Here is a 25,737-nt window from a genome sequence, read left to right as displayed (position 1 = left end):
AAAAGGAATAGACAATGGATTTTTCCTATAGCGACGAGCAGCGCATGCTCAAGGACATGGTCGACCGCGTGGTGGCCGATCAGTACAGCTTCGAGCAGCGCGAAAAGATCATCAAATCCGAACCCGGCTACTCGGCCGAGGTGTGGTCCCAGTTCGCCGAACTCGGCCTGCTGGCGGTGCCGTTCTCGGAAGCCGCCGGCGGTTTCGATGGCGGTGGCGCCGAGCTGATGGTGGTAGCCGAAGGCTTTGGCCGCGGTCTGGTGGTCGAGCCCTATCTGTCGACCGTGGTGCTGGCCGGTACCTTCCTGGATGCCGCCCTCGATGACAATGCCAAGGCGGACGCCCTGGCGCCGATCATCAGCGGCGAGCAGAAGTATGCGCTGGCCTGCTACGAGCCGAACGGCCGCTACGATCCGTTCTGGATCGAAACCACGGCAACCAAGGACGGCGACGGCTACGTGCTGTCCGGCAAGAAGGCTGTGGTGCTCGGCGGCGACAGCGCCGACCGGCTGCTGGTGATCGCCCGCAGCAGCGGCGACAACCCGGGCAAGAATGGCCTGAGCGCGTTCCTTGTCGATGGCGACGCCGACGGCGTGTCGCGCGAAGGCTATACGACCTTCGACGGCCACCGGGCCGCTGAAATCAGCCTCGACAACGTCAAGGTCGGCGCCGATGCGCTGGTCGGCGAAGAGGGCGGCGCGGCCGTGCCGCTGCAGTACGCGCTGGATCGCGGCATTATCGCCCTGTGCGCGGAAGCCGCCGGTGCCATGGAAGTGGCCTGCGATCTGACCCTGGACTACATCAAGGAACGCAAGCAGTTCGGCGTGCCGATCGGCAGCTTCCAGGCCTTGCAGCATCGCATGGTGGACATGCGTATTTCGCTGGAGAAAGTGCGTTCGCTGGCGCTGTGGGCGGCCTGTTCGCTGGAGGCCCCGGACGCCGAGCGTCGTCAGCGTCTGGCCGCGGCCAAGGCCATGGTCAGCAAGGCCGGCCGCCACGTGGCCGAAGAGGCGATCCAGCTGTTCGGCGGCATGGGCATGATGGACGAATCCTCCATCTCGCATTACGCCAAGCGGATCGTGCTGATCGACCATTACCTGGGTGATGGCAACTACCACACCGACCGCCTCATCGACCTGCTGGTCGAGGAAAACGCCGCCGCCTGATCCGGGCGTCGCGGCTGGCGAATCACGGGTTGTCGGTGCTTGCCGGCAGCCCGTTTTTTTTAGGTTTTTAGCGCACTTGGCGTTACATTGAAGCGCGGGCCGGTGTACGTGCCGGCGCTGCAACACCGAAAAGGAATTTGCGATGAGTGAAAGCACACGTGTTGTCGTGGTGGGTGCCGGTGCGATCGGCAGTTTCTATGGCGCGATTCTCAAGCGTGCCGGTTGCCATGTAAGCGTGGTGCTGCGTTCGGAGTACGACGCGGTCAAGGCGGACGGCTTTCGAATCGACAGCCCGCTGGGCGATCTGTCGTACCGGCCCGACGCGGTCTATCGTGACGGCGATACGCCCGAAGGCGAAGCCGACTACGTGATCTGCTGCGTGAAGGTGTTGTCGTCGATCGACCGTGGTGCCCTGATCAAGCCCTGGGTGAGCGACAACACCCGTGTCGTGCTCATCGAAAACGGTATCGATATCGAACGTGAAGTCGCCGATGCCTTGCCGAACAATCCGATTATCAGTTGTCTGGCGTTCATTGCGGTCAGCCGTGTCGCGCCCGGCGAAATCGAGCACAAGGCGTTCGGCGCACTCACCATGGGGAGCTGGCCCGAAGGCGTGAGCGAGGAATGTCGCGCGATCGCAGCGCTGTTCGAGGCCGGCGGCATCGATGTGAAACGTTCCGAGGCCGTGGTCGGCGAGCGCTGGCGCAAGAGCCTTTGGAATACGCCGTTCAACCCGTTGTCGGTGCTGGCCGGCGGTGCCGATACGGTCACTCTGCTGGATACGCCCGGCGGCGAGGCGCTGGCCCGGGCGATGATGGCCGAGGTGTGTGCGGTCGCCGCGGCCGACGGCTATCCGATGCCCGAAGACGCCATCGACAAGAACATCGCCGGTACCCGCAAGATGCCGGCCTATATCAACAGCATGGCCCTGGACTATCTCAACGGCCGACCGATGGAGATCGAGGCGATTCTGGGTAACGTGGTGGACATCGCCCACCGGCACGGCGTGGATGTGCCGCGCCTGGAAACCATGCGCGTGACGTTTGCCATGCGCGAGGTATTGGGCGATAAACAGGCGTAGCTGCTGCGAATTGTTTATTCTTGGCCGTGACCAACGGCCCCCGTGGGGCAGCTGTTAGGCTCGTGCGAGGGTTACCAAGGAGTATCTGCCGTGGTGGGCGATCGTGACGTATTGGTGATTTACGACGAACGGGTGCTCGCGCACCGACCCGAGGCCGAGGAAGAATTTCTGCCGGGCCGCATGGATAAGCGGATTCGGCATATCCTCGACGGGCTCGGCGTCGAGGCCAAATGGAGTTACCCCGAACATCCAGGCCGGGTGATCGCAATCAAGGAGCTGCTCAGCGCCGAGCCCATTGCCGGCGTGCGTGTCGCCACCGGCCAGAAGGCGACCCAGGAGCAGCTGAATCGCGTGCATACCACCTCCTATCTGGAAAGCCTGCACGAGCTGGAAGGTAAACAGGCCTGGCTGGATGTGGATACCACCGCGGTGTCCGCCGGCAGTCTCGAGGCGGCAGAGGTGGCCGCCGGCTCGACCATCGCCGCGATCGATGCCGTCTTCGAGAAAAAGGCCCAGTCAGCGTTCGTGATCTGCCGCCCGCCCGGGCATCACGCGAATGCGGTGCGCGCGCGCGGTTTTTGTTTGTTGAACAATATCGCGGTGGCCGCGGCCCATGCCCAGTTCCATTGGGATATCGAGCGCGTGCTGATCATCGACTGGGATGCGCATCACGGCAACGGTACGCAGGATATCTTCGCGGCCGATCCGAGCGTGATGTTCTTCGATACCCATCGCGCCGCGCCGTTCTATCCCGGCACCGGCGATCTGGAGGAAATCGGCGAAGGCCTGGGCGAAGGCACGACGGTCAATGTGCCGCTGCCCGAGGATGCCGGCGACCTGGCCATTATCAAGGCATTCGAGGATATCCTCGTGCCGGCCGCGGAATGGTTCAATCCGGAGCTGATTCTGGTATCGGCCGGTATGGACGCCCACCGTACGGAGCTGTGTCTGAACATGAGCTTCGATGGCTACAGTGCACTGGCGGGGATCGTGCAGCGCCTGGCCGATCAGTATTGCGACGGTCGGCTGGTGATGGCGCTGGAGGGTGGCTACAACCCGGACACGCTGGCCCGCTGCACGCACCGGGTGCTCGAGGTGATGGCCGGCGGTACACCGGCCACGGTCCGTGAGCCGGGGGTGGATGAGGTCGCCGAGATCGCCGAATTCCACCGTTCAGCGTTTGCCGATATGGAATGATCTGCGATGCCGAGTGACGACCCCATGCCGACGGTAACACTGCGCCCGGTCGATCTGAGCAACTGGCAGCAGGTGATTCACTTGCGCCTGTCGCCCGAACAGGCCACGCGCGTAGCCTCCAATCTGTATTCGCTGGCCGAGGCCTATGTGCAGCCGAGCTGCGAACCCTACGCCATCTATGCCAACGCCACGCTCATCGGTTTCGCGATGGCCGAATACCTGCCCGCGCGCGAGGCTTACAACATTCCGCGCTTCATGATCGATACCGCCTGGCAGGGCGGCGGTTATGGCGGACTGGCCCTGCAGGCGTTGATCGACACGCTCAAGGACGAACGCCCGGACGCGCCGATTCTGATCAGCCTCACCCCGGACAATACCGCCGCGCGCCGCCTGTACGAGCGCCACGGTTTCGTCGATACCGGCCAGCATTTTCATGGCGAGGATGTGCTTCGCTATCCGTGAGCGCGGCCCCTGGGTACAGCGAGTGCGGACATGGGACGAATGCGCAGGAAGGCGGACCTGCCCGCCAAAAACTGTCTTTACTGTGAGCGGGCGTTTGCCTGGCGCAGGAAGTGGGCACGCGACTGGCCGGCGATCCGGTTTTGCAGTCAGGCCTGCAAGCGGGCGTACAAGCAGCGCGCCAATGCGCGCTTGCGCGAATGACAACTGATAACGACGAGGAGAGCCCGATGCCGTTTGCTTCGATCAATGGACAGCAGATCTTCTATCAGGACAGCGGCGCCGATGCGCCGGCGATCGTGTTCTCGCACGGTCTGCTCATGGATCATGAAATGTTCGCTCACCAGGTCGCGGCCTTTCAGGATCGCTACCGCTGCATCGTCTGGGACGAACGAGCGCATGGCCAGACCGCCAGCGGCCAGACGCCGGCGCCATTCAGCTACTATGATTCGGCCGATGATCTGATCGGTCTGCTCGATCATCTGGGCATCGAGCAGGCGATTCTCGCCGGCATGAGCCAGGGCGGTTTTCTGAGCCTGCGCTGTGCGTTGACGCACCCGAGTCGTGTGCGCGCGCTGATTCTGCTCGATACCCAGGCCGGACAGGAGAACCCCGACCATCTGCCCGGCTACAAGCAGATGATCGATACCTGGGCGACCCACGGTCTGCCGGAGGAAATCGCGGATACGATCGCCGGCATCATCCTCGGCGCCGATGCCAAGCAAACCGCCCACTGGCAACACAAATGGCGTGCCTGGCAGTCGCATAACCTGCTGGCCGCATTTCATACGTTGACCTCGCGCGACGATATTACTGCCAAGCTCGGTCAGATCGCGCAACCGGCGCTGGTGGTGCACGGCGATGCCGATATGGCCATTCCCATGGAACGCGCGCAGCAGCTGGCGGACAACCTGGCCGATGCCGAGCTGGTCGTCGTGCCGGGCGGCGGGCATGCAGCGAATCTGACCCACCCGCAGCCGGTCAATGCCGCGATCGAGGCGTTTCTGCAACGTATCGACTAGTCGTATTTTTGTTTCATACCGGCGACGGGGTATCGCGTCGCCGCATCGAGATTGCCCATGACACTCGACCCGCCGGCCGCCCGTGTACTCCAGGCCGCCGAACAAAGTGATTTGCCACTTCTGGAAACACTCTCGCCCGAGGCGGCACGCCTACAGTACGAAAAAGGCTGCGCCATGGTGGGCGGCCGCCCGCCGCAGATGTTCGCGGTGCGCGATATCGCCGCCCCGGGGCCGCTCGGCGATATCGGCCTGCGCGTGTATACTCCGCGCGATCCGGCCGGCGAGGCCATGCCCTTGCTGATCTATATCCACGGCGGCGGCTATGTGATCGGCAGTCTCGACAGTCACGATATTCCCTGTCGTCATCTGGCCAGCCACGGCGACTGCATGGTGATTTCGGTGGATTACCGCATGGCGCCCGAATACCCGTACCCGAAGCCGGTCGAGGATTGCTGGGCGGCGGTGAACTGGATCGTCGAGCAGGCCGAGGCGCTGGGCGTGCGTCGCGACCGTATCGCCATCGGTGGCGACAGCGCTGGCGGCAATCTGGCTACGGTGACCTGTCTGAAAGCGCGGGCCGAGGGCGGCCCGGATTTCATCTATCAATTGCTCATCTATCCGGGGACCGATCGCACCCGCAGCCAGCCCTCGCATAGCGAGTTGGCCGAGGGCTATCGGCTGACGCGTTCGTTGCTGGACTGGTTCATGAACCACTACTTCAGTGGCGAACCGGCCGACGCGAACGATCCCTACTCGTCGCCGCTACAAGCCGACGACCTCAGCGGCCTGCCGCCGGCGCTCGTCGTCTCCGCCGGCTACGACCCGTTGCGCGACGAAGATATCGCCTATTACGAAAAACTGCGTGCGAATGGCAACGCCGCAGAACATCTGCACTACCCGGGCATGATCCACGGGTTCATCAATATGCCGGGCGTGCTCGATGTGGCCGGCGAATGTCTCGAAGCCTGCGGCGCGCGGCTCAGGCAGGTATTCGCGCAGGCCGACTAGCATTCGGGCCAGCATGAAAAAACCCCGACGCGTCGCTGCGCCGGGGTTTGTCTACGCACCCACGCGTCGGCAGCGTTCAGGTCGCGTAGTCGCTGCCCATACGCTCGAGCTTGCGGATCAGGGCCGGCCAGGCCAGCTTGTGGCCGGCACCCAGGCTCTGGGCCTGCTGGGCGGTGGTATCCAGGGCCTGTTGCGAGGGCATGTGCCCGGCGCCCATGGCCAGCGTGCGTACCTGGATCTGGCAGGCCTTCATCAGGAAATACATATAGGTGAAGGCTTCGCCGACGTTCTTGCCGACCGTAAGGGTGCCGTGATTGCGTAGCAGCATGATGTCGTGATCGCCCAGATCGGCGACAAGACGCTCGCGCTCGTCCAGGTTCAGTGCCACGCCTTCGTATTCATGGAAACAGATATGCGGGATACACAGCATGGCGGTCTGGCTCAGTGGCAGCAGCCCGTCGGGATGCGCGCTGACGGCCACGCCGTCGGCGGCGTGCAGGTGCAGTACGGCGCCGGCTTCTTCGCGGGCCATATGAACCGCGCTATGGATGGTGAAGCCGGCCGGGTTCACGCGGTTGGTGGCGCCGGGGTCGACGATCTGGCCGTCCTCGTCGACCTTCACCAACGACGACGCCGTGATTTCGTCGAACAGCCAGCCGTAGGGGTTGATCAGGAAATGATGCTCCGGCCCGGGCACGCGCGCCGAAAGATGGGTGAACACCAGATCGTCCCAGCCGTAGAGTGATACCAGTCGATAGGCAGCAGCGAGATCCTTGCGGACCTGCCATTCCTCTTCGGTCATCCGGGGCGAACGATGGGTCGCGGCATCTGCCATGAGTCTCCTCCTATGGGCAAGTTATTTGTAAAACGCAATTTTGCTGTCAGGCAAAGTAGCCCCTGCTCGGAGTGGGGTCAATCCACGCGTTGAACCTGGATGCAGGCGGGCGCATAGCGCCGCGCTACCCGTGCTTGCGGTTGCGTTGTATTCGGCCACCGCCTATTCTTGCTCGCGGTTTTCGAAACGGTGTTTCGGCAAGCGCGGCCTCTTGAGTGTAGCCTGAGCGCTGTGCTTTGTTCGCCGCTCGGTCGGCGCACGGCCGTGTTCGAGCCCACAACGAATAACAATGCGAAAAAAAACGCGATGCCGCCGGTGCAACGCCGACGGCGGTTGCGGCGACATCGGGTCGCGATAGCTGATGGAGATGGCATGCTCGACGCTTATATCTACGACGGTCTGCGAACCGCGTTCGGCCGCCATGGCGGCGTGCTCGCTCCGGTTCGCCCGGACGATATGCTTGCGGCGGTCATTCGCCAGCTTGTCGAACGCAACCCGTTCGATCGCAACGACTACGAGGATGTGATCGCCGGCTGTACCAACCAGGCAGGCGAGGATGCGCGCAATGTGGCGCGTCACGCAGGCCTGCTGGCTGGCTTGCCGGTGTCGGTGGCGGGTCAGACCGTCAACCGGTTATGCGGCAGTGGACTGGCTGCGACTGTCGATGCCGCCCGTGCAATCACGGTCGATGAAGGCGCGCTGGTGATCGCCGGCGGGGTGGAATCCATGAGCCGCGCGCCATTCGTCATGGCCAAGGCCGACAAGGCCTATTCGCGCAATGTTTCGGTATTCGATTCGACGATCGGCGCGCGCTTTCCCAATCCGAAGATTCTCGACGAGTACGGCGCCGATGCCATGCCGGAAACGGCCCAGAACGTCGCCGAGGACTTCGGTATCAGCCGCGAGGCGGCCGATGCCTATGCGGCCCAGTCGCAGGCGCGCTACGAAGCCGCCCGTGCTGACGGCTTCTTCAATGACGAGATCATGCCGCTGGACGTGCCGCAGGGGCGCAAGCAGCCGCCGCTGTCGGTCGACGCCGACGAGCATCCGCGCCCGAGCAGCACCATCGACAAGCTCGCCAAGCTGCCGCCGATCGTGGCCAACGGCATCATCACCGCCGGCAACGCCTCTGGCGTGAACGATGGCGCGGGGGCGTTGATCATCGGCTCGAGAAAAGCCGGCGAAGCCGCCGGGATCAAGCCGCGGGCGCGTATCATCGCCGGTGGTGTCGTGGGCGTGCCGCCGCGAGTCATGGGGCTCGGCCCGGTCGGCGCCTGCCAGAAGGTGCTCGATCGCGCGGGGCTTACGCTCAAGGATATGGACGTCATCGAAATAAACGAAGCGTTCGCGGCCCAGGTGCTGGGCTGCTGCCATCAGCTGGGGCTGGCTGGCGACGACGAACGCCTCAACCCCAACGGCGGCGCGATCGCGGTCGGTCATCCGCTGGGTGCCTCGGGTGCGCGCCTGGCGCTCACCGGCCTGCGTCAGCTCGAACGTATTAACGGCCGCTATGCCTTGATCAGCCTGTGTATCGGCATCGGGCAGGGTGTGGCCATGCTTATCGAACGAAAGAATGGAGCCTCTTCATGAAAGATTTCGCCTGGTCCGATCCACTGCTGCTCGACGCGCAGCTTACCGAAGACGAGCGCATGATCCGCGATGCGGGTCATGACTATTGTCAGAACAGCCTCATGCCGCGCGTGCTCGAGGCCAACCGCCACGAGATCTTTCATCGCGAGATCATGAACGAGCTCGGCGAGCTCGGCATGCTGGGTGCCACCATTCCCGAACAGTACGGCGGCGCCGGCCTGAACCATGTCTGCTATGGCCTGCTCGCCCGCGAAGTGGAGTCGGTGGATTCGGGCTATCGCTCGGCGATGAGCGTGCAGTCGTCGCTGGTGATGTTCCCCATTTATACCTTCGGCAGCGAAACGCTGCGCGAGAAATACCTGCCCAAGCTGGCCAGCGGCGAATGGGTCGGCTGCTTCGGGCTGACCGAGCCTGATCACGGCTCCGACCCCGGTTCCATGAGCACCAAGGCCAAGAAGGTCGACGGCGGCTATGTATTGAACGGCGCCAAGAACTGGATCACCAACTCGCCGATCGCTGACGTGGCGGTGGTCTGGGCCAATCTCGACGGCAAGATCAACGGCTTCGTGGTCGAGCGCGACTTCGGCGGCATGGAAACGCCCAAGCTCGAAGGCAAGTTCTCGCTGCGGGCCTCGGCCACCGGTCAAATCATGCTCTCCGATTGCTTCGTGCCGGAAGAAAACCGGCTCGACGTGGAAGGCCTCAAAGGCCCGTTCTCCTGCCTGAATAAGGCCCGCTACGGCATTTCCTGGGGCGCGATGGGCGCGGCCGAGTTCTGCTGGCATGCCGCGCGCAGCTACACGCTCGATCGCAAGCAGTTCAAGCGTCCGCTGGCCGCCACCCAGCTCATCCAGAAAAAGCTGGCCGACATGCAGACCGAGATCACGCTCGGCCTGCAGGGCTGTCTGCGTCTGGGCCGGCTCATGGACGAAGGCAACTGGGCGCCCGAGATGGTGTCGCTGATGAAGCGCAACAACTGCGGCAAGGCGCTGGATATCGCCCGCCAGGCACGCGACATGCACGGCGGCAACGGTATTTCCGACGAATACCATGTCATCCGTCATGTGATGAACCTGGAAGCGGTCAATACCTATGAAGGCACGCACGATGTGCATGCGTTGATTCTGGGCCGCGCCCAGACCGGGATTCAGGCGTTCGGCTAGCTTCGCCGCCTGAAAAGCGGTATGGATCGCAAGCCTGTCTGGTCTGATCCAGGCAGGCTTTTTTCATGCTCGCCTATGAGGCCTGATGGGCCATAGCCGCGCCGTGCCGATCGTGCGTCGGTAGTTCATAAGACGTTCAGCGCGCCAAGGGTCAAATACGCGGCAATGACAAACAAGCCGCTGAACAGGCGTTGGGAGCCGAGCATGCAAAGCACTATCCTGCAACGAGTGACGATCGCCGGTCTGCTGGCGATGACGTTGAGCGCGCCGGTTTATGCGCTCGACGACAATACCGTCGACGCCGCGATCGGCGGCGGTCTGGGTGGTGCGGCGGGTGCGGCGATCGGCAATGAAGTCGGCGGGCGTACCGGCGCGATTCTGGGTGGCGCTGCAGGGGCCGCAGGCGGTGCCGCGATCACCACCGATCGCGACGACCATCATGACTATCACGATCGCCGCGATGATCATCGCGGTTATCACTGCCCGCCGGGGCAGGCCAAGAAGGGGCGCTGCTAGCGTCTGTTCTTTAGCCCGGCACGGCGCGATCGTCGTGCCGGGTCGCCGCCAAGTGCCGACCTAGAGTTGCTGTTCGAGCCAGTGCTGGAGCTTGGCCCGCGCATGGCGTTTGGCCATGCGTTTGGTGGTGGTCGCCGCCGGGCGCATCAATTCGTTGTCTTCACCGGAGACGATGAACTTGCGCTGGGCGCCGATAATCCCGCCCTCGGGGCCGTAGCTGGCGATCACCGTGATCTTGAAGTTCTCGATGGCCAGCGTACGAATCGGCTGCTCGTCATCGGCGTCAAGATTGTCGTGTCGTTTCGACGTCTGGCGGATGATGGAACGAAACGTACCGAGATTCATCTGTTCGCCAGAGTTCAACGGCCCCTGACGGGTTACGTGCTGCGGCCGGTCTTCGCTGTCGCTGGGCTGAGCATTGTCGAAGTCGGTAATCGACTCGCTGTACTCGTCATCACTCGCGCGAATCGTCATCACCAGGCTATGGATATAGATAGGCTCCTGACTCATATTACTGATCAGGCACACCGAATCGATCTGCTGGCCCCAGCCCTGGTTGATCAGGATACGGGCCTGACGCTGCCGCCGGAAACCGGCATAGAGCAGGTGGGCATAGAACAGCCAGACACCGAGTGTGCCGATGCTGGCGAAGAAAGACAGGGCCTGGGCATTGTCGTTGATCCACTGCCACATGGTTGGTCGGCCTTGTTTCGGATAAGCGGCGCGCAATTCTGCGCGAGCCCGTGCGCCAGGGCTATGCGTAGAATTGCCGAGCGTCGACAGGCGATGTCACGTGCGGCGCGCAGTTTGCTGTAAACGGCGAGCCGTTCAGGCCTGGCGCAGGGTGTCGGCCAGTTCCATGATGCGTTCACGTAGCGCCAGTGCTTCCGGCCGAGTCAGCTCGATCTGGCACAGCATCGCCTCGTGAATCTCGGCGGACTTGTGCTGCAGGTCGCGGCCTTCATCCGTGACCGAGATAAGAACCCGGCGCTCGTCTTCACTATCGCGCTCGCGCGCGATCAGGCCGGTCTTTTCCATGCGTTTGAGCAGGGGCGTAAGGGTGCCGCTGTCCAGATACAGTTCGCTGCCCAGCTCGCCTACCGATCGCGGCGCGTGCTCCCAGAGTACGAGCATGACCAGATACTGGACATAGGTCAGCCCTAACGGCTCTAACAGGGGCCGGTAGGCACGGATAATGCGATGCGTCGCCGTGTACAACGAAAAACACAGCTGCTCGTCAAGCAAGCGCAGATCTGATTCTTCGTTTTCTGGTGCGGTCGAAGCGCGCATAGCCCGGGGCCTGTATGTACGTGCGTGACGTATTGTGACGCTTTTGAACGATAAGCGCTAATTAAAAGCCGACTTGGGGAAAAATTCCCGATTTTCAGGGTCGTAAGTTAGGTTTTTAATATCAAACTCATAGCCGCTCCCGGCGGCTTATCGCATCGCTTCGGCGACCAGTTCATAGCTGCGTAGGCGCTTGGCTGGATCGTGTATGTTGGATACAACCATTATTTCATCAGGCTCGCTGTCGCTATACAAGTCCTCGAGCTGCGCGCGCACCGATTCCGGGCCACCGACAATATGGCGCTGGCGATTTTCGAGCACCGCGTTGCGCTCCATTTCGGAGTAGTCGTACGCCAGCGCTTCCTCAGGCGAGGGCAGGGGCAGAAACTCGCCCTTGCGCAGTCTGAGCCACATCAGATCGACAGTGGCCGCAAGGTATTCGGCCTCTTCGTCGGTCGGCGCACAGATGATCGACACGCCGAGGATGGCGTGGGGTTCGGCAAATGCCGGCGAGGGCGAGAATGCACCACGATAACGCCGCAGTGCCGGTTCGGCCGGCACCGGGCTGAAGTGACTCGCAAAGCTGTAGCCCATACCGGCAGAACCGGCCACATGCGCACTGGCGCCGCTGGAGCCGAGAATCCAGATCGGCGGTAGCGGCGCATCGCTGGGGCTTACGGTTACGCCTTCATAGGGATGACCACGACGCAGCGTGCCGCGCGACAGGGCCAGCATTTCATTGAGCAGATCGGCGAACTGCTCGCCCGAGGCCGCGCGCAGGGCGCGACTGGCGCGGGCGTCCGATCCGGGCGCGCGCCCCAGGCCCAGGTCGATACGTCCCGGATACAACGCTTCGAGCGTCTGAAACGTTTCGGCCACTCGTAGCGGCGCATGATTGGGCAACATGATGCCGCCGGAGCCGACCCGAATACGCTCGGTCAACGCCGCAGCGCGCGAGAGCAGCACCTCGGGCGCGGAACTGGCGATGCTCGGCATGCTGTGATGTTCGGATACCCAGTAACGGGTATAGCCGCAGCGTTCGGCCAGGCGCACCAGATCGATACTGTTACGCACCGCTTCGGACGCGGCCACGCCGCTGGGTACGGGGACGAGATCGAGAACGGATAGATCGGCTTTCATAGAACGAGGCTCATGCCGGCAGAAACGCTGTCATATAAGTGGGCATGAATCGGTATTTTTACAGCCTGTGCGTCTTATCTTTTGAGAATGATATAAACCGCATGGATGATGCCCGGCACATACCCGCACAGGGTCAGCAGGATGTTGAGCCAGAAGTGCAGGCCGATGCCCACTTGCAGGAAGACACCCAGCGGGGGCAGCAGAATCGACAGCAGGATACGAATGATATCCATGAATTTCGTAGGTCGGGAAAACAGGGGCGCATGGTAATTCATTTGTCGAACAGGGCCTGAACGACGCCATGCATCGCAATCCACCCGCGGCGTGGTCGTCAGGCGAACAACGCTGACGTACGCTCGATCCGTCTCGGGTCGGCTAAACGCTTGCAGAGATAGCCCGCTGCGTTCTCGAGGGTGGCTCAAAGCCGGCCGCGGCAATACGCCGAGGCCGGGGCCATGCGCAGATGGTGGGTTACGGGTTGGTATCGAATGCGTCGAAATCCGATTTACGGATCAGTGCGTGGATGCCCTTGGTCTTGTCGACCACCTGCGACACTTCGAAGTCCGTCGCGGCACTCAGATAGGCCAGTGCGAGCGCTTCATCGATGCCGTACTGCTGATGCAGAAAACGGATCGACTCGCGTACGGCATCCTTCATGGCCAGATCGAGGTCTTCGTCGAGGCCGACGGTGATCCAGTAATCGCTGGTTTCGCCCAACAGTTTGTCGACCTGCTTGCCCGGCAGCTCTGCCTTGCCGCTTTTGAGCAGGGTCAGCTTGAGCGTGGGGCGCAGCGAGCCCTCCAGCGCGGTGAGCGCGACTTCGCCGTCGCCCTGGGTGAAATGGCTATCGCCGGTATAGAACAGGGCGCCGTCGACCTCGATCGGGTAATAGACCGTGCTGCCCGTGCCCAGATCGTTGATATCGGCATTGCCGCCGATACGCGAAGGCGGCACCGAGTTGACCGGCTTGTCGGTGTCGGGGGCGACGCCCATGATGCCCATGAACGGATGCAGCGGGAAACGGATGGCTTTATCGTTACCGGCATCGAGCACGCCATACCACTGACCGCCGTCCTTTTCGATCGGCGCGAAGGTCGAGACGTTGGCATAGCGTTCGGGGTATTCGCTGCTCGGATTGGGCTTTGGCTCGGTCTTCGGATATTCACCCGGCAACGCGCCCTTGCCATGGCGATTGGAGATCACGCCGTAGGGCACCCGGGGTTCGAGCTTGATGACCTCCACCTTGAGCACGTCGCCGGGCTCGGCACCTTCGATCGCCACCGGGCCGGTGACGATATGCGGGCCGTCCTTGAAGAAATCGTGTGCCATATCCGAGGCCGTGATCGCGATGGCATCGTCGAGCACCTGCTGTTCGGGCACGTTCTTGCTCGCGAAGTAGGCCACCGGATCCCGGCCCTGGTCTTCGAGGATGCCTTCGTGCGAAATCGTATCGAAGGTCACTGCACTGCCAGAGGGCACGGTGAGCACCGGTTTTGCCTTCTTATTGGGCAGATACCCCCAGCGCACGGTTTCCGTGGTGGACGGCACGTAGTAATTGCCGGCGTAGTCGCCGGTGGTCATCTTCTGCGGCTTGTCGGCCAAGGGCTGCAGTACGTCGAAATCGGCCGCGCCCGCGGGCACGCTCAGGGCGCTGCAGCATAGTGCCAGCGCGCCTGCGATGGTGTATCTCATGAAATCTGTCTCGAACTAAAATGAAATGGTGTTCTAGCAAGAGACGCGCCAGCTTTTCGGAATACGTGCTCACTAAGGCTGCAACTGCGCTCGCGAAAGCCACGCCCCGAAAGGCCGCCCGGCGGTCCGCTGCATATTCGACACGTTTGCGGGGGCTGTAATGAAGTGCTAGTAATGGTGGCAACGCTCGCACAACACGGCGTAACCACGGCCGAGGCGCACCGCAGCGACCGGCGTTACGCTTACACCGATTTCTGGGGGTCTCTTGAGTAAATTGCTATCGCGTAGCCAGCGCGTCTATACCGGCTCGGCACTGATCATTCTGGCCCTGGTGATCGTCGGCGCGAGTTTCCCGAAGGCATTCGGCGATTTCGCCAACAGTGCGCTGAATGCGGTATCGCATGTTTTCGGCTGGCTGTATCTGTTATCGGTGTTCGGGTTCGTGATCTTTCTGGTGGGTCTGGCATTCAGTCGCTACGGCAAGATTCGCCTGGGCGAACCCTACAGCGAGCCGGAGTACAGTTTCTTCTCCTGGGTGAGCATGCTGCTGGCGGCCGGTTTCGGTGTAGGGCTGGTGTTCTACGGCCTGGCCGAGCCAGTGCTGCATTATCTGAACCCGCCTTATAACGACATGGAAGGGTCGACGCCGGAATCGGCGCGTTATGCGATCCAGTACAGCTTTTTCCACTGGGGCATCAGCCAGTGGGCCGGTTTTTCGATCGTCGGCCTGATCATTGCCTATTTTCAGTTTCGCCGTAACAAATCGGGGTTGGTGTCCACGGTCGTCGAGCCACTCACCGACAAGCTCCCCGAAGCTGCCCGTCAGCCCACCAGTGATGGCCTGAATATTCTGGCGGTGGTGGCCACGGTCATGGGTGTGGCGACATCGCTTGGCCTGGGCGTGCTACAGATCAACGGCGGCCTCAACCAGATGTTCGGCGTGCCGGATACCACGCTCTGGAAGTTCATCATTCTGGGCGTGATGTGTGCCTGCTATACCGTATCCAGTTATTCCGGGCTCGATAAAGGCATTCAGTGGTTGTCGAACATCAACCTGGCGCTGTGTCTGGGCTTGATGGGCTGGGTGCTGTTCACCGGCCCGACGATCTTCATTCTCAACACCATCGTCGTGGGTATTGGCGATTACATCCAGAATTTCGTCGCCATGAGTCTGCGCATGAACCCGTTCGAGGATACCGGCGAAGACTGGATCTCGACCTGGACCGTGTTCTACTGGGCCTGGGTGATCGCCTGGTCGCCCTTCGTGGGTACGTTCGTGGCCCGTATTTCCAAGGGCCGCACGATTCGCGAGTACGTCATGGGCGTGCTCATCGTGCCGCCGCTGCTGGCCTGTGGCTTCATCGGCGTGTTCGGCGGGGCCGGGCTGCATATGGAACTGTTCGGTGATGCCGCGGGTACGCTCACCGCCGCCGCCGACAAGGACATTACCTCGGCGTTGTTCACCTTCTTCGAAATGATGCCCTTCAGTACCGCGCTGTCGATACTGGCGATGTGCCTGATCTTCGTGTTCCTCGTGACCTCGGCCGACTCGGCGTCCTATATCGTGGCGCAGATGACCGACGAAGGCTCGCTCGAACCGCCGTTGTACAAGCGGTTGTCCTGGGGCCTGCTGATTTCGGCGATCTGTCTGACGCTCATCGTCGCCGGTGGCCTCAAGGGGTTGCAGACCGGGGCCTTGCTCGCCGCACTGCCGTTCGTGTTCGTGCTTTATTGCATGGTCTTCGTGCTCGCCAAGGAACTGCGCGACGACCGTCGGCGTATGCTGCTCGACCTGTATGAAAAGCACGAGTCGATGCCGGTCGGTGCCGACGCCTTCGAAGCCCGCGACATTCTCAACGATGTCTGGGACGAAGAAGATCTCGAAGACGCCGACGACGAAGGCACGCGCTCGAAAGGCGCGAACGAGCCGGCTTCCTAACGCCTGCCAGTCCGGGCCACGCCGACGCAGACTCGGCGTGGCCCAGGCTCGCTTTGTGAACCGGACAAACCTGCTTGCTGCATTATGTAGGGCACCCGGTGGGCGGTGTCCAGGCCGGCAGATTGTTGGCCAATGAACGCCAAGCCACGCGAACAAAGCGAAGCACGGATTGCGCCGGCTCCGATGGCTTGCCGATCGCACCGGTTTCCCTGAGCAAGCGTTGGCTTGCATTCGCGGACCGGTTTCCTTGTTTGACGACGAAAAACCGTTGCTGTCGTACGTTGATGTAGACAGTGCCGCGCTGTTTGAGCGCGCGACTTACGCCCGCATTCTGTCTGCACATGAACGCGAACAGGCGCACCGACGGCCGAAGGCCGATCGTTAAAAACGCGCGTGCGCTGTGTTCAAACCCAAAAAAAACGCCGGCACGTAGCCGGCGTTGCTGTTCGGGGCTCGCGATTGTGCGGCGCGCTGCGCGACTAGGCGTTCGTGTCGGTCGAGACCACGCAGAACAGTTCGGCCAGCGAATGGCGGCGCCGCGAATTCTCCGGCGCCAGCGCGAAGGTCGCATTGACCGTGCTCGCCTGGGTACAGCCGTGACGGGCATCCACGCCGGTGCTCGAGGCAATGAGCGTATGCGGCATGTCGGGGACATTATCCAGGGCCGCGACCAAGGGCTGAATACGGTTGGTATAGGCCGCCAGACGGGATTTGGGCAAGGGATGGCCGTCCGGCAGCTTCATGGTCAACGGGTTGTGCGGGCGGCCGTTCAGGCGGATTTCATAGTGCAGATGCGGGCCGGTGGCTTCGCCGGTTGCCCCGACATAGCCGATGATCTGGCCCTTGCTGACATGATCGCCACGCTTGAGGCCCTTGGCGAACTTGTACATATGCCCATAGCGGGTCGAATAGCCGTCGAAATGGGTCAGCTGCACGATCCGCCCATAGCCGTGGCGACGGCCGACGAATTTCACCACGCCATCGCCGGCGGCATGAATCGGCGTACCGCGCGGTGCAGCCATATCCACGCCCCAATGCGGGCGCCGGATATGCAGGATCGGATGCATGCGATCGGGATTGAATGGCGAACTGATTCGCGAGTAATTCACCGGATGGCGCGACAGCGACGGCTCGTAGGCATGGCCTTCGGCGTCGTAATAGCGAGCGTCGCCGTCCTCGTCGATGGCCCGAAAGGCTTTCAGGTTCTGGCCGCCGGTGGTGATACTCGCCGCGATTACCGGGCCCAGCGCGACGCGCTCACCCTGGGCATATTCGGCGTCATAGACCACGCTGAAGCGATCGCCGGGGTGCATATGCCGGGACAGATTGGCGCGGTAACGATAGATATGGGCCAGTTGTGTCGCCACCCCGGCGGGTACGCCGGCTTCGGCCAATGACTGGGCAAGGGAACCGTCGACAGTACCGCGGGCAGTCATGCGCCGGGTCTGGGTTTTCAGGTGCACGATCTCGGCCTCGAGTGCGCCCGGACCGCCGTCACTGTCCAGCCCCGAGCGGGCGATCGAGAGCGTATCGACCGCATTGAGCTTGAAGCGGAGTTCGGCCAGCCGGCCATCGGTGGTCTTGCGCAGTTCCAGGGTATTACCCGGGCGCAGGCGTTTGAGCGGGTCGACGATATCGCCCAGGCCGACCAGGGCCATGAGCTCGCGTGCGGGCAGCCCGGCGCGTTCGAAGATTCGCGACAGCGAATCCCCCGGGGCGACCGTGATTTCGCGCCAGGGCGTGATCTCGGGCGCGCTTTTGGCCAGCAGCGCCTGGCGTTCGTCGGGGCCGAGTTCGTCGGCGAGTTGGGGGCGGGATTCGTGCGTGCCCAGGGCAGTACCGCTATCGAATGCGGTGGCATGAAGTCCGGCCTCGGCGCCATGCGAGAACGGATTTGCATGAACACTGGTGCCCATGCACACAAACAAACTCATACCCAGCGCGCCGTGTGTACCGGCCCGCAGAAAATTCGACCAACGCATTCAATACCCTCGGTCTTTCTCGCGCTCTTGCACGATGAAATTATCGCCCGACAGTCGTCTTCGACATGCCATGGAGGCGAAAAGTTTCGTCGCAGTTGCCACTGTGCGCCCGGTCCCCACCGAAGCGTGCTGCCAAACCGCTCGTGAGCGCAGAGTTATACAGTAACATCGCGACGAACACGAGCCCACGCTGCGATAACGTGCGCTTCGCGACGCTCGTCAGCTGTATCGGCGGCCCATGTTTTCGCTTTACCTTTGGGGGTTAACGCGGCGTTGATCGGGCATCGCCTGAACTGTGGCAGCCGCGCCGACCCGCGCGCGAATCGGGTCGTTGTGCGCGCGATGGCCGATTGGCGGCGATGGCGTCGGCCGGGTACGCGTTTCACTCGTTCGGCCGCGATAGCCAGATGAGTACGGTCAGGCCAATGAAGATCACCCCGGCCAGGTAATACATCTCGTTGAGGCCGAGCATGAACGACTGCTCCGAAATCACGCGTGCCAGCGCGCCGTAAGACTGCTGTTCGCTCATTCCCTGGGCCTGTGCCTGGGCGAGCCATTGCTGGGTGAGCGGGTCGGTTACCGAGGTATGCGCCGAGAGCACATGATCGTGATAGGCCTGCCGGCGATCCCACATCGTCACCGACAGCGACGTGCCGAAGCTCAGCGCGATCAGGCGCATGAAGTTGAACAGCCCCGACGCGCTGGCCACCTTGCTGGCAGGCAGGCCGGTCAACGACAGCGTGATCAGCGGAATGAAGAAACAGGCCAGACCGATGCCCCAGGGCAGACGGGTGAGAAACAGGCGCTCGAAATTGATCTGGGTATTCGCATCCGCCTTGAGAAACGACAGCCCGGCGAACAGCAACATGCCGAAGGTCACGATGAAACGCAGATCGATCTTGTCGGTCAGGCGGCCCACGATCGGCGAGAAGATGGCACCCATCAGCCCGAGCGAGGCCGTCGTGATACCGGCCCAGGTGGGCGTATAACCCTGTTCGTTCTGTAGCCACAAGGGCAGCAGTACGACGCCCGCGAAATAGGTCATGAAGCCCAGCGTTACGCACAACGTGGCCACGGTGAAATTGCGGCGACCGAAGAGCTTGAGATCGACCACCGGGTTGTCGTCGGTCAGTTCCCAGACCACGAAAAAGGCCAGGAACACGGTCGCGGTAATCGCCAGAACGACGATGAAGGTGGACTGGAACCAGGCTTCATCGTTGCCCTTGTCGAGCATGACCTGGAGCGCGCCCACACCCACGATCAGCAGTGCGAGCCCCACGAGATCGATAGGCAGGCGCTGGGTTTCGGTTTCCCGGTTGCGCAGCACCAGCCAGGTGCCGGCTGCGGCGAATGCGCCCACCGGCACGTTGATATAGAAAATCCACGACCAGCTGATGTTGTCGGTGATCCAGCCGCCGAGAATCGGCCCGGCCACCGGCCCGACCACCGCGGTCATGCCCCAGATGCCATTGGCGAAGCCGCGTTTGTCAGGTGGATAGTTTGCCAGCAGCAGGCTCTGCGACAGCGGAATCATCGGCCCGGCGACCACGCCCTGGGCGGCACGCATGACCAGCAGCATCACGAAGGAACCGGACAGGCCGCACAGAAACGAAAACAGGGTGAACAGCACCGTGCACCACACGAACAGCTTTACTTCGCCGACCCGTTTGGCCATCCAGCCGGACACGGGTACGGCAATGGCGTTGGCCACCGCAAAGGAGGTGATCACCCAGGTGCCCTGGCTGGTGGAGACGCCCAGATTGCCGGCAATGGCCGGGATCGACACATTCGCGATCGATACGTCCAGCACATTCATGAACACCGCCAGCGCGAGGCTGAGCGTCACGACGAACAGCGCACCGGCGGGCAGCGGCGGGTGCGTGTTGTCGTCCTGCGCGGTACTCATGGGTGGGCGGTAAGCCGGCCGATGGTGTTCGCCGGGGCCTGGGCGGTGGTTGCAGGGTCGCCATCGTTGGCGGCAATGACACGATCGATGATCGCCGCCGCGCCGTCCTCGCGCTGGCGATAGACATCGGTACGCAGCCGTGCCTTGTCGCGTGCCGCCTCGGCCAGCGGTCGGCCGCTGCTATCGTGCAGATCCACGCTCACGTGCATCGACAGCCCCAGGCGCAGCGGATGCTGCTTGAGTTCGTCGCCGCTGAGCACGATACGCACCGGCACACGCCGTACGATCTTGATCCAGTTGCCGGACGCATTCTGTGGCGGTAGCAGTTCGAAGGCGGCGCCCGTGCCGGGGCTGATGCCGGCGACATGACCGTGGTAGACCACCTCGTCGCCATAGAAATCCGCATACACGGTCGCTGGCTGGTCGATACGCATTGCCGCCAGCTGGGTTTCCTTGAAGTTGGCGTTTACCCACACCTGATCGATAGGCACGATCGAGAGCATTGGCTTGCCTGGCTCGACGCGCTGGCCGAGTTGCACATCGCGCTGGGCGACATAGCCGGCTACCGGCGCCGGCACCCGGCTGCGCCGTACATCCAGATAGGCCGAGCGCAGCTGGGCCGCGGCCTCGCGTACCGCAGGATGGCCGCGCAGCGTAGTGCCCTCGGTCTGGGCTTCGAGTTCGCCCAACCGGTGCCGGGCCGCGGACAGCGCCGAACGGGCCTGCTCGAAATCCGAGCGACTGTGTTCGTAGGCCTTGCGGGTGACACCATGGACCTTGAGCAGCTTCTGATCGCGTTCGTAGTCGCGCCGGGCCTGGGTAAGCTGGGTCTGGCGCATGTCAACGGTGGCGCGCTGCTCGTCGGCCTGGGCGAACAGCTGGTGCACCTGGCGTACGGTCTGGGCCAGATGGGCGCTGGCGCGCTCGAGCGCGTTGTCGACATCGGTATCGTCGAGTTCGATGACGGTATCGCCGGCTTCCACGCGGTCGGTATCTTCGGCATAGATGGCGGTGACCGTACCCGCGCGTTGCGGGGCCAGCATCACCCGATTGCCGTGGACGTAGGCGTCGTCGGTGTCGGCATAGAACTGGGCGACCAGAAAGTAATAGGCCGCATAGGCCACGCCGATCAATATGAACAACGCCGCCAGGCCCAGCAGGTACCACTTGCGGCGGCTGTTGCCAGAGCGGGGCAGTTCACGGTCGGTCGAAGTAGCAGCATCGGCCATGGGCATTCCTGATTATTGATTCAGCATCGAGACAACGAACGGCGTCCGCTGCCCACAACGATCGAGCACCGGCGCGGCGTCAGCCGGGCCGATCCGTGCTCATACGGCGTGGTTTGGCGGGGCGGGCGTCGGCCATGTCGAGCGGATCGTCGGCATTCCACCAACCGCCGCCGAGTGCGCGAAACAACGCAGCGCTATCGCTATAGCGGGTCACGCGTGCATCGACCACGTCCAGGAGCGTGTCCTGGTATTGGACCTGGGCGGTATACAAGGCGATATACGTGGCCGCGCCGTTATCGACCCGGGCGCGCACGGTATCGAGGTTGCGTCGCGCCTGGTCGGCCGCTGTTTGTTGGGCTTCGAGCGCGCGTGCATCGGATTCCAGCGAGCGCAGGCTGTCCGCCACATCGCCGAAGGCAGCGAGCACGGTCGCGCGATAATCCGCCAGGGCAGCGACATAGGCATCGCCCGCGGCACGTTTTTGTGCGCGCAGGCGGCCGCCCGCGAACAGCGGCGCGCTCGCCGAAGCGCCGAGCTGCCAGAGTGCTGTCACCGGATCGCTCAAATCGCCCAGACTCAGGCCTTCGCGGCTGTAGTAGGCGCCGATCGAGACATCCGGCAACAGGTTGGCCGCAGCAATGCCGATCTGGGCGCTGGCGGCGTGCACCATGGCCTCGGCGGCGAGAATGTCCGGGCGCTGGCGTACCAGCGCGCTGGGCAGGCTTACCGGCAGCGTGGCGGGCAGGGTGAGGTCGTCGATATGAAAGTGCGGATCGGCGAATGTACCCGGTGTCGATCCGGTGAGTACCGCCAGTCGGTTGACCGCGATCGCACGCTGTTTGCGCAGGGGCTCGAGCGAGGCACGGGTACGCGCCAGCCGGGTCTGTATCTGAGCGGCGTCGGCGTCGACCGCTACCCCGTATTCGATCTGGCGGTCGACGATATCCAGCGTACGCTGCTGGCTATCGATGATCTGTTTTGTGGTATCGATCGCAGCGTTGACCCCGGCTTCGGCGATCGCGCTGGCCACGATGTTGTTGATGAGGGTGACGTAGGCATCGAGCGCTTCGAAGCGGGCGAAATCCAGGCGCGCCTGGGTCTGTTCGATCTCGCGCCGGGTCTTGCCGAAGATATCGAGATCGTAACGGGCGCTGATTCGCCCCTGATAGAGATTGAAGGTATTGATGAACGATGGGTCGTCGATACCCAGTTCGATGCCGCTGGCCCGTTGGCGTGAGACCCCGGCCGAGGCATCGATCTGCGGCAGCAGCGCGGCGCGTCCGGCAACGACCGCTTGCTGGGCGGACTGCAGGCGTGCGCGTGCTGCGGCGAGTGTCGGGCTGTCGGTCAGCGCGTTTTCGATCAGCCGATCGAGTTTGTCCGAGCCGAACACTCGATACCAGTCGGCGCGGACCTCGCCGGCGCGTTCGAACATCTGTGCCTCACCCGACGCGGTCGGCGCGGTATCGGGCGCTACGGTGTAGGCCTGATCGGCGGGCGTATCGGGGCGCTCGTAATCCGGGCCCACGACACAGCCGCCGAGCAATAACAACCCGGCAAGGCTGGCCATGACGCCCGCGCGCGAAGCGCATGCGCCGATCCGGAAAAGGGGTGTCGATGGCATGGCACTCGATGATGAAAAGTGCGAGAGCGGGAGCGCTCATTCGAGCGCCAAGTTATGTGCATATGACAATATTTGTCAAATACACCAACGGAGATAGCAGCGCACCACGCCATGCCGGCGGTCCAGCTGCGGCGGCGGGCAGGTCGGCTGCCGGGTACGTGGTCACACGATAGCGCGCGGGCGTGGCGCGATTGTTGCTATATGACGTTTGGGTCGATGCCCCAAACGACGCGTCGGTGCTAATCTGCGTGACAGGGGCAAGCGTAGACGGTCAATCGGCCTGCGGGCCAGGGGGAATCATGAGCATGAGTGGGGAAACGCCACGCTTCGTGCGGGTACTGGCGCGCAAGGACGTACTGGCGTTGGCGTTCGGCGCGATGATCGGCTGGGGCTGGATCGTGATGACCGGCACCTGGATTCTCTCGGCCGGCAGTCTGGGCGCGGTCGGGGCGTTTTTGATCGGCGGCGTGGCCATCGTGCTCGTCGGACTGACCTACGCCGAACTTGCCGCAGCGATGCCGCAGGCCGGTGGCGAGCATGTCTACAGTTACCGCGGGCTCGGCCATCTGGCTTCGTTCGTATGTACCTGGGCGATCGTGCTCGGCTATATGACCGTCGTCTCCTTCGAGGCGGTGGCCTTGCCGACGGTGGTGGAGAACATTCTGCCCGGTTACAGCATGGGCCATCTGTGGACGATCGCCGGCTGGGATGTCGAGGCCACATGGGTGGCGGTCGGTGTCGCCGGCTCGCTGCTGATGATGTGGGTCAACTATATTGGTATCCGGACCGCGGCGCTGGTGCAGAAGCTGGTGACGCTGATGATCGTGGCGGTGGGTCTGCTGTTTCTCACCGGTGCGCTGTTCAGCGGCGAGGGTAACAATCTGGCGCCGCTTTTTACCGGCGAGGCCAGTGTGGCGGGCGGCATCATGAGCGTGCTGGTGATGGTGCCGTTCATGTTCGTGGGTTTCGACGTGATCCCGCAGGCCGCCGAGGAAATCGATCTGCCGCATCGGGATATCGGCCGGTTGCTGGTGTTTTCGGTACTGCTGGCGGTGTTTTGGTACGCCGCGATCATCTTCGGCACCGGCTATGTGCTTTCGCCCGATGGGATCGATCCGGATTCGCTGGCGGTGCCGGACGCCATGGCAGCGGCGTTTTCCAGCGCCTGGGCGGGCAAGCTGATGGTGCTGGCGGGCATGGCCGGTATCATTACCAGCTGGAATGCTTTCTATATCGGCGGTTCGCGCGCAATTTACGCGCTTGCCAAGGCCGATATGCTGCCGCGCGTATTCGGCGAACTGCATCCGCGCTACAACACCCCGGCGAATGCGATTCTGCTTATCGGCGTGGTGACGTCGCTCGCGCCGTTTCTCGGGCGCAGCGCCATGGTCTGGCTGGTGGATGCCGGCGGACTGGGTATCGTGCTCGCGTATCTGTTCGTGGCGGCATCGTTTCTGGTGTTGCGCTATCGCGAGCCGGACATGCCGCGACCGTTTGTGGTGCCTGCAGGCAAAGTCGTCGGTATAGTTGCCATTGTGCTATCGATCGCGCTGGTCGTGCTGTATCTGCCCGGTAGTCCGTCGGCGCTGCTGCCGGTGGAATGGCTGATATTCGGGGTATGGATGCTCGGCGGTGCAGCAATGTACGTCTGGGCTCGTGTACGCTACGGCGTACATGCGCCGCAGGACTCGGCGCACACATAGCACCATGGGGGAAGCGGGCCGGGCGCGCGCTATTTGATCGCGATTCAGGGTCTGGTAAAAAGCGTTCTTAAAAGAGGGGTAGGCGGTCGACCGTTCGACCGCGATGCAAGGATTGACCATGAAGAAGATAGCGATCGCACGGTTTGCCGTGATAGCCATCAGCGCGCTGGCCTGGGCCACGGGCGCTGCCGCCCAGCAGCAGGCGCCCAGCGATGCCGAAGCCGCACAGGTGCTCAAGAGCGCGCGGCCGCTGGCCGAGAACGGCAATGCCAATGCCCAGTACAACATGGGCGTGCTCTATGACGAGGGCTATGGCGTCGAGCAGGACTATGCCCAGGCGCGCGACTGGTACGAAAAGGCCGCCGCCCAGAATTATTCCAAGGCCGAACACAATCTCGGCATCATGTACCAGGAAGGCCATGGCGTGCCCCAGAGCGATGCCAAGGCTGCGGAATGGTTCAAGCGCGCCGCCGAGCATGGCGAGCCGGCCGCACAGAACAATCTGGCCGTGTTGTACGTGCGCGGCAACGGGGTACGCCAGGATCTGGCCGAAGCGGCGCGCTGGGCGGCCAAGGCGGCGGCAGCTGGCAACGGTTCGGCCAAGAACAACCTGCCGCAGATCATGGAAAATCTGCCGCAATCGCGTATCGATGGCGATAACGTCAATATTCGTAGCCAGCCGAGTACCCGCGGGCGCGTACTGCGCCAGGCCGATCGCAATACGCGGGTGGCCGTGCTCGATTCGCGCGACGACTGGGCGCAGGTGGTATTCGGGGACGATTACACGGTCGGCTGGGTCGCGGACTTCCTGTTGGCCGGCTCGAGCGCGCCCATGGCCAACGCCTCGGCCAATAACGCCTCGAACCAGGGCAGCGAAGCGCCGCCCTCGGGCGATGACGCTGGGTCCGAATTGCCCCAGGGCGTGCCGGAAACCGGACCGACGCGTTATATCGGTGGCGATGTGGTCAACGTGCGCTCGGGCCCGTCGACCGGCCACGGGGTCAAGTTCCAGGCCAAGCGCAACGAACGCGTGATGGTGACCGGGCGCGAAAAGGACTGGCGGCGTATTCGCTTCGACGATGGCCGTACCGGCTGGATCGCAGGGTTTCTGCTGGTCGAATAGACGATCGCGCGGGCGAACAGGCCTGACGTAAAAAAACCGGCACCCTCGGGCGCCGGTTTTTTTATGGCCGGTGAT

23 protein-coding genes are annotated in these 25,737 nt (G+C 62.9%); 13 read left to right on the top strand and 10 right to left on the bottom strand.

Going from position 1 to position 25,737, the window contains the following annotated elements:
• The first annotated feature begins 14 nt into the window (after positions 1-14).
• From S4A8_RS05110 to lipP1, 7 genes are all read left to right on the top strand, one after another.
• Positions 15-1,166, top strand: a complete 1,152-nt coding sequence (locus S4A8_RS05110) for an acyl-CoA dehydrogenase family protein (protein ID WP_353219289.1) — start codon at positions 15-17, stop codon at positions 1,164-1,166.
• Between the two features lie 142 nt (positions 1,167-1,308).
• Positions 1,309-2,247: a ketopantoate reductase family protein gene (locus S4A8_RS05105; RefSeq protein ID WP_353219288.1), complete on the top strand. Its 939-nt coding sequence runs from the start codon at positions 1,309-1,311 to the stop codon at positions 2,245-2,247.
• Positions 2,248-2,337: 90 nt separating this feature from the next.
• Positions 2,338-3,444, top strand: a complete 1,107-nt coding sequence (locus tag S4A8_RS05100; RefSeq protein ID WP_353179625.1) for a histone deacetylase family protein — start codon at positions 2,338-2,340, stop codon at positions 3,442-3,444.
• A gap of 24 nt (positions 3,445-3,468) precedes the next feature.
• Complete coding sequence (locus tag S4A8_RS05095) at positions 3,469-3,906, top strand: GNAT family N-acetyltransferase (RefSeq protein WP_353179626.1); 438 nt, start codon at positions 3,469-3,471, stop codon at positions 3,904-3,906.
• Between the two features lie 30 nt (positions 3,907-3,936).
• Complete coding sequence (locus tag S4A8_RS05090; RefSeq protein ID WP_353219287.1) at positions 3,937-4,107, top strand: DUF2256 domain-containing protein; 171 nt, start codon at positions 3,937-3,939, stop codon at positions 4,105-4,107.
• Between the two features lie 26 nt (positions 4,108-4,133).
• Entirely contained in the window at positions 4,134-4,925 is a 792-nt protein-coding gene (locus S4A8_RS05085) for an alpha/beta fold hydrolase (protein ID WP_353219286.1), read from the top strand.
• Positions 4,926-4,982: 57 nt separating this feature from the next.
• Positions 4,983-5,933, top strand: a complete 951-nt coding sequence (gene lipP1, locus S4A8_RS05080) for a LipP1 family hormone-sensitive lipase (RefSeq protein WP_353219285.1) — start codon at positions 4,983-4,985, stop codon at positions 5,931-5,933.
• 76 nt (positions 5,934-6,009) lie between these two features.
• Here lipP1 and S4A8_RS05075 read toward each other — a convergent pair whose 3' ends face one another.
• Positions 6,010-6,768 carry a class II aldolase/adducin family protein gene (locus S4A8_RS05075; protein ID WP_353179632.1) on the bottom strand — a complete coding sequence of 253 codons (759 nt, stop codon included), beginning with the start codon at positions 6,766-6,768 and terminating at the stop codon, positions 6,010-6,012.
• Positions 6,769-7,140: 372 nt separating this feature from the next.
• Between S4A8_RS05075 and S4A8_RS05070 the strand changes: the two genes are divergently transcribed.
• From S4A8_RS05070 to S4A8_RS05060, 3 genes are all read left to right on the top strand, one after another.
• The gene (locus S4A8_RS05070; RefSeq protein ID WP_353219284.1) at positions 7,141-8,358 is read left to right on the top strand and encodes a 3-oxoadipyl-CoA thiolase; all 1,218 of its coding nucleotides are present in this window, start codon (positions 7,141-7,143) and stop codon (positions 8,356-8,358) included.
• Positions 8,355-9,521 carry an acyl-CoA dehydrogenase gene (locus S4A8_RS05065; protein WP_348765029.1) on the top strand — a complete coding sequence of 389 codons (1,167 nt, stop codon included), beginning with the start codon at positions 8,355-8,357 and terminating at the stop codon, positions 9,519-9,521. The genes S4A8_RS05070 and S4A8_RS05065 overlap by 4 nt, the downstream gene beginning before the upstream one ends.
• A 204-nt stretch (positions 9,522-9,725) precedes the next feature.
• Positions 9,726-10,037 (top strand): YMGG-like glycine zipper-containing protein, encoded by a 312-nt coding sequence (locus S4A8_RS05060; RefSeq protein ID WP_353219283.1) that lies wholly within the window; start codon positions 9,726-9,728, stop codon positions 10,035-10,037.
• A gap of 60 nt (positions 10,038-10,097) precedes the next feature.
• Here the strand turns inward: S4A8_RS05060 and S4A8_RS05055 are convergent, their stop codons facing one another.
• From S4A8_RS05055 to S4A8_RS05035, 5 genes are all read right to left on the bottom strand, one after another.
• Complete coding sequence (locus S4A8_RS05055; RefSeq protein ID WP_353219282.1) at positions 10,098-10,730, bottom strand: hypothetical protein; 633 nt, start codon at positions 10,728-10,730, stop codon at positions 10,098-10,100.
• Positions 10,731-10,865: 135 nt separating this feature from the next.
• Positions 10,866-11,327, bottom strand: a complete 462-nt coding sequence (locus S4A8_RS05050) for a MarR family winged helix-turn-helix transcriptional regulator (RefSeq protein ID WP_502950702.1) — start codon at positions 11,325-11,327, stop codon at positions 10,866-10,868.
• A gap of 147 nt (positions 11,328-11,474) precedes the next feature.
• A complete protein-coding gene (locus S4A8_RS05045; RefSeq protein WP_353219281.1) occupies positions 11,475-12,464 on the bottom strand; it encodes an LLM class flavin-dependent oxidoreductase in 990 nt (329 codons plus the stop codon).
• 74 nt (positions 12,465-12,538) lie between these two features.
• The gene (locus S4A8_RS05040) at positions 12,539-12,697 is read right to left on the bottom strand and encodes a YqaE/Pmp3 family membrane protein (RefSeq protein WP_353179645.1); all 159 of its coding nucleotides are present in this window, start codon (positions 12,695-12,697) and stop codon (positions 12,539-12,541) included.
• A 238-nt stretch (positions 12,698-12,935) separates the two neighbouring features.
• Positions 12,936-14,156: an acetamidase/formamidase family protein gene (locus S4A8_RS05035; protein WP_353219280.1), complete on the bottom strand. Its 1,221-nt coding sequence runs from the start codon at positions 14,154-14,156 to the stop codon at positions 12,936-12,938.
• A gap of 265 nt (positions 14,157-14,421) precedes the next feature.
• Between S4A8_RS05035 and S4A8_RS05030 the strand changes: the two genes are divergently transcribed.
• Positions 14,422-16,095 carry a BCCT family transporter gene (locus S4A8_RS05030; protein WP_353179647.1) on the top strand — a complete coding sequence of 558 codons (1,674 nt, stop codon included), beginning with the start codon at positions 14,422-14,424 and terminating at the stop codon, positions 16,093-16,095.
• A 479-nt stretch (positions 16,096-16,574) separates the two neighbouring features.
• Here S4A8_RS05030 and S4A8_RS05025 read toward each other — a convergent pair whose 3' ends face one another.
• From S4A8_RS05025 to S4A8_RS05010, 4 genes are all read right to left on the bottom strand, one after another.
• The gene (locus S4A8_RS05025) at positions 16,575-18,077 is read right to left on the bottom strand and encodes a M23 family metallopeptidase (protein WP_353219279.1); all 1,503 of its coding nucleotides are present in this window, start codon (positions 18,075-18,077) and stop codon (positions 16,575-16,577) included.
• A 382-nt stretch (positions 18,078-18,459) separates the two neighbouring features.
• Positions 18,460-19,983 carry a DHA2 family efflux MFS transporter permease subunit gene (locus S4A8_RS05020; protein WP_353219278.1) on the bottom strand — a complete coding sequence of 508 codons (1,524 nt, stop codon included), beginning with the start codon at positions 19,981-19,983 and terminating at the stop codon, positions 18,460-18,462.
• Entirely contained in the window at positions 19,980-21,212 is a 1,233-nt protein-coding gene (locus tag S4A8_RS05015) for an HlyD family secretion protein (RefSeq protein WP_353219277.1), read from the bottom strand. Before S4A8_RS05015 ends, S4A8_RS05020 begins: the two co-directional genes overlap by 4 nt.
• Before the next feature lie 79 nt (positions 21,213-21,291).
• Complete coding sequence (locus S4A8_RS05010; protein ID WP_353219276.1) at positions 21,292-22,782, bottom strand: efflux transporter outer membrane subunit; 1,491 nt, start codon at positions 22,780-22,782, stop codon at positions 21,292-21,294.
• A 353-nt stretch (positions 22,783-23,135) separates the two neighbouring features.
• Here S4A8_RS05010 and S4A8_RS05005 point away from each other — a divergent pair, with 353 nt between their 5' ends.
• Positions 23,136-24,539 (top strand): APC family permease, encoded by a 1,404-nt coding sequence (locus S4A8_RS05005; protein WP_353219275.1) that lies wholly within the window; start codon positions 23,136-23,138, stop codon positions 24,537-24,539.
• 118 nt (positions 24,540-24,657) lie between these two features.
• On the top strand, positions 24,658-25,662 hold the full coding sequence (locus S4A8_RS05000) for an SH3 domain-containing protein (protein ID WP_353179658.1): 1,005 nt from the start codon (positions 24,658-24,660) through the stop codon (positions 25,660-25,662).
• Positions 25,663-25,737 lie beyond the last annotated feature (75 nt).

The sequence above is a fragment of the Salinisphaera sp. S4-8 genome, from assembly GCF_040361235.1.
Lineage (GTDB): Bacteria > Pseudomonadota > Gammaproteobacteria > Nevskiales > Salinisphaeraceae > Salinisphaera.
Note: the sequence above shows the minus strand (reverse complement) of the source record. Positions and strands in the feature narration are given on the sequence as shown.

Bases quoted from the DNA above. Each gene is read 5' to 3' on its own strand.
- S4A8_RS05050 (WP_502950702.1), bottom strand. From the start codon at position 11,327: ATGCGCGCTTCGACCGCACCAGAAAACGAAGAATCAGATCTGCGCTTG.
- S4A8_RS05045 (WP_353219281.1), bottom strand. From the start codon at position 12,464: ATGAAAGCCGATCTATCCGTTCTCGATCTCGTCCCCGTACCCAGCGGC.
- S4A8_RS05020 (WP_353219278.1), bottom strand. From the start codon at position 19,983: ATGAGTACCGCGCAGGACGACAACACGCACCCGCCGCTGCCCGCCGGT.
- S4A8_RS05005 (WP_353219275.1), top strand. From the start codon at position 23,136: ATGAGCATGAGTGGGGAAACGCCACGCTTCGTGCGGGTACTGGCGCGC.
- S4A8_RS05000 (WP_353179658.1), top strand. From the start codon at position 24,658: ATGAAGAAGATAGCGATCGCACGGTTTGCCGTGATAGCCATCAGCGCG.
- S4A8_RS05105 (WP_353219288.1), top strand. From the start codon at position 1,309: ATGAGTGAAAGCACACGTGTTGTCGTGGTGGGTGCCGGTGCGATCGGC.
- S4A8_RS05085 (WP_353219286.1), top strand. From the start codon at position 4,134: ATGCCGTTTGCTTCGATCAATGGACAGCAGATCTTCTATCAGGACAGC.
- lipP1 (WP_353219285.1), top strand. From the start codon at position 4,983: ATGACACTCGACCCGCCGGCCGCCCGTGTACTCCAGGCCGCCGAACAA.
- S4A8_RS05065 (WP_348765029.1), top strand. From the start codon at position 8,355: ATGAAAGATTTCGCCTGGTCCGATCCACTGCTGCTCGACGCGCAGCTT.
- S4A8_RS05075 (WP_353179632.1), bottom strand. From the start codon at position 6,768: ATGGCAGATGCCGCGACCCATCGTTCGCCCCGGATGACCGAAGAGGAA.
- S4A8_RS05110 (WP_353219289.1), top strand. From the start codon at position 15: ATGGATTTTTCCTATAGCGACGAGCAGCGCATGCTCAAGGACATGGTC.
- S4A8_RS05015 (WP_353219277.1), bottom strand. From the start codon at position 21,212: ATGGCCGATGCTGCTACTTCGACCGACCGTGAACTGCCCCGCTCTGGC.
- S4A8_RS05040 (WP_353179645.1), bottom strand. From the start codon at position 12,697: ATGGATATCATTCGTATCCTGCTGTCGATTCTGCTGCCCCCGCTGGGT.
- S4A8_RS05035 (WP_353219280.1), bottom strand. From the start codon at position 14,156: ATGAGATACACCATCGCAGGCGCGCTGGCACTATGCTGCAGCGCCCTG.
- S4A8_RS05095 (WP_353179626.1), top strand. From the start codon at position 3,469: ATGCCGACGGTAACACTGCGCCCGGTCGATCTGAGCAACTGGCAGCAG.
- S4A8_RS05090 (WP_353219287.1), top strand. From the start codon at position 3,937: ATGGGACGAATGCGCAGGAAGGCGGACCTGCCCGCCAAAAACTGTCTT.
- S4A8_RS05010 (WP_353219276.1), bottom strand. From the start codon at position 22,782: ATGGCCAGCCTTGCCGGGTTGTTATTGCTCGGCGGCTGTGTCGTGGGC.
- S4A8_RS05070 (WP_353219284.1), top strand. From the start codon at position 7,141: ATGCTCGACGCTTATATCTACGACGGTCTGCGAACCGCGTTCGGCCGC.
- S4A8_RS05025 (WP_353219279.1), bottom strand. From the start codon at position 18,077: ATGCGTTGGTCGAATTTTCTGCGGGCCGGTACACACGGCGCGCTGGGT.
- S4A8_RS05055 (WP_353219282.1), bottom strand. From the start codon at position 10,730: ATGTGGCAGTGGATCAACGACAATGCCCAGGCCCTGTCTTTCTTCGCC.
- S4A8_RS05060 (WP_353219283.1), top strand. From the start codon at position 9,726: ATGCAAAGCACTATCCTGCAACGAGTGACGATCGCCGGTCTGCTGGCG.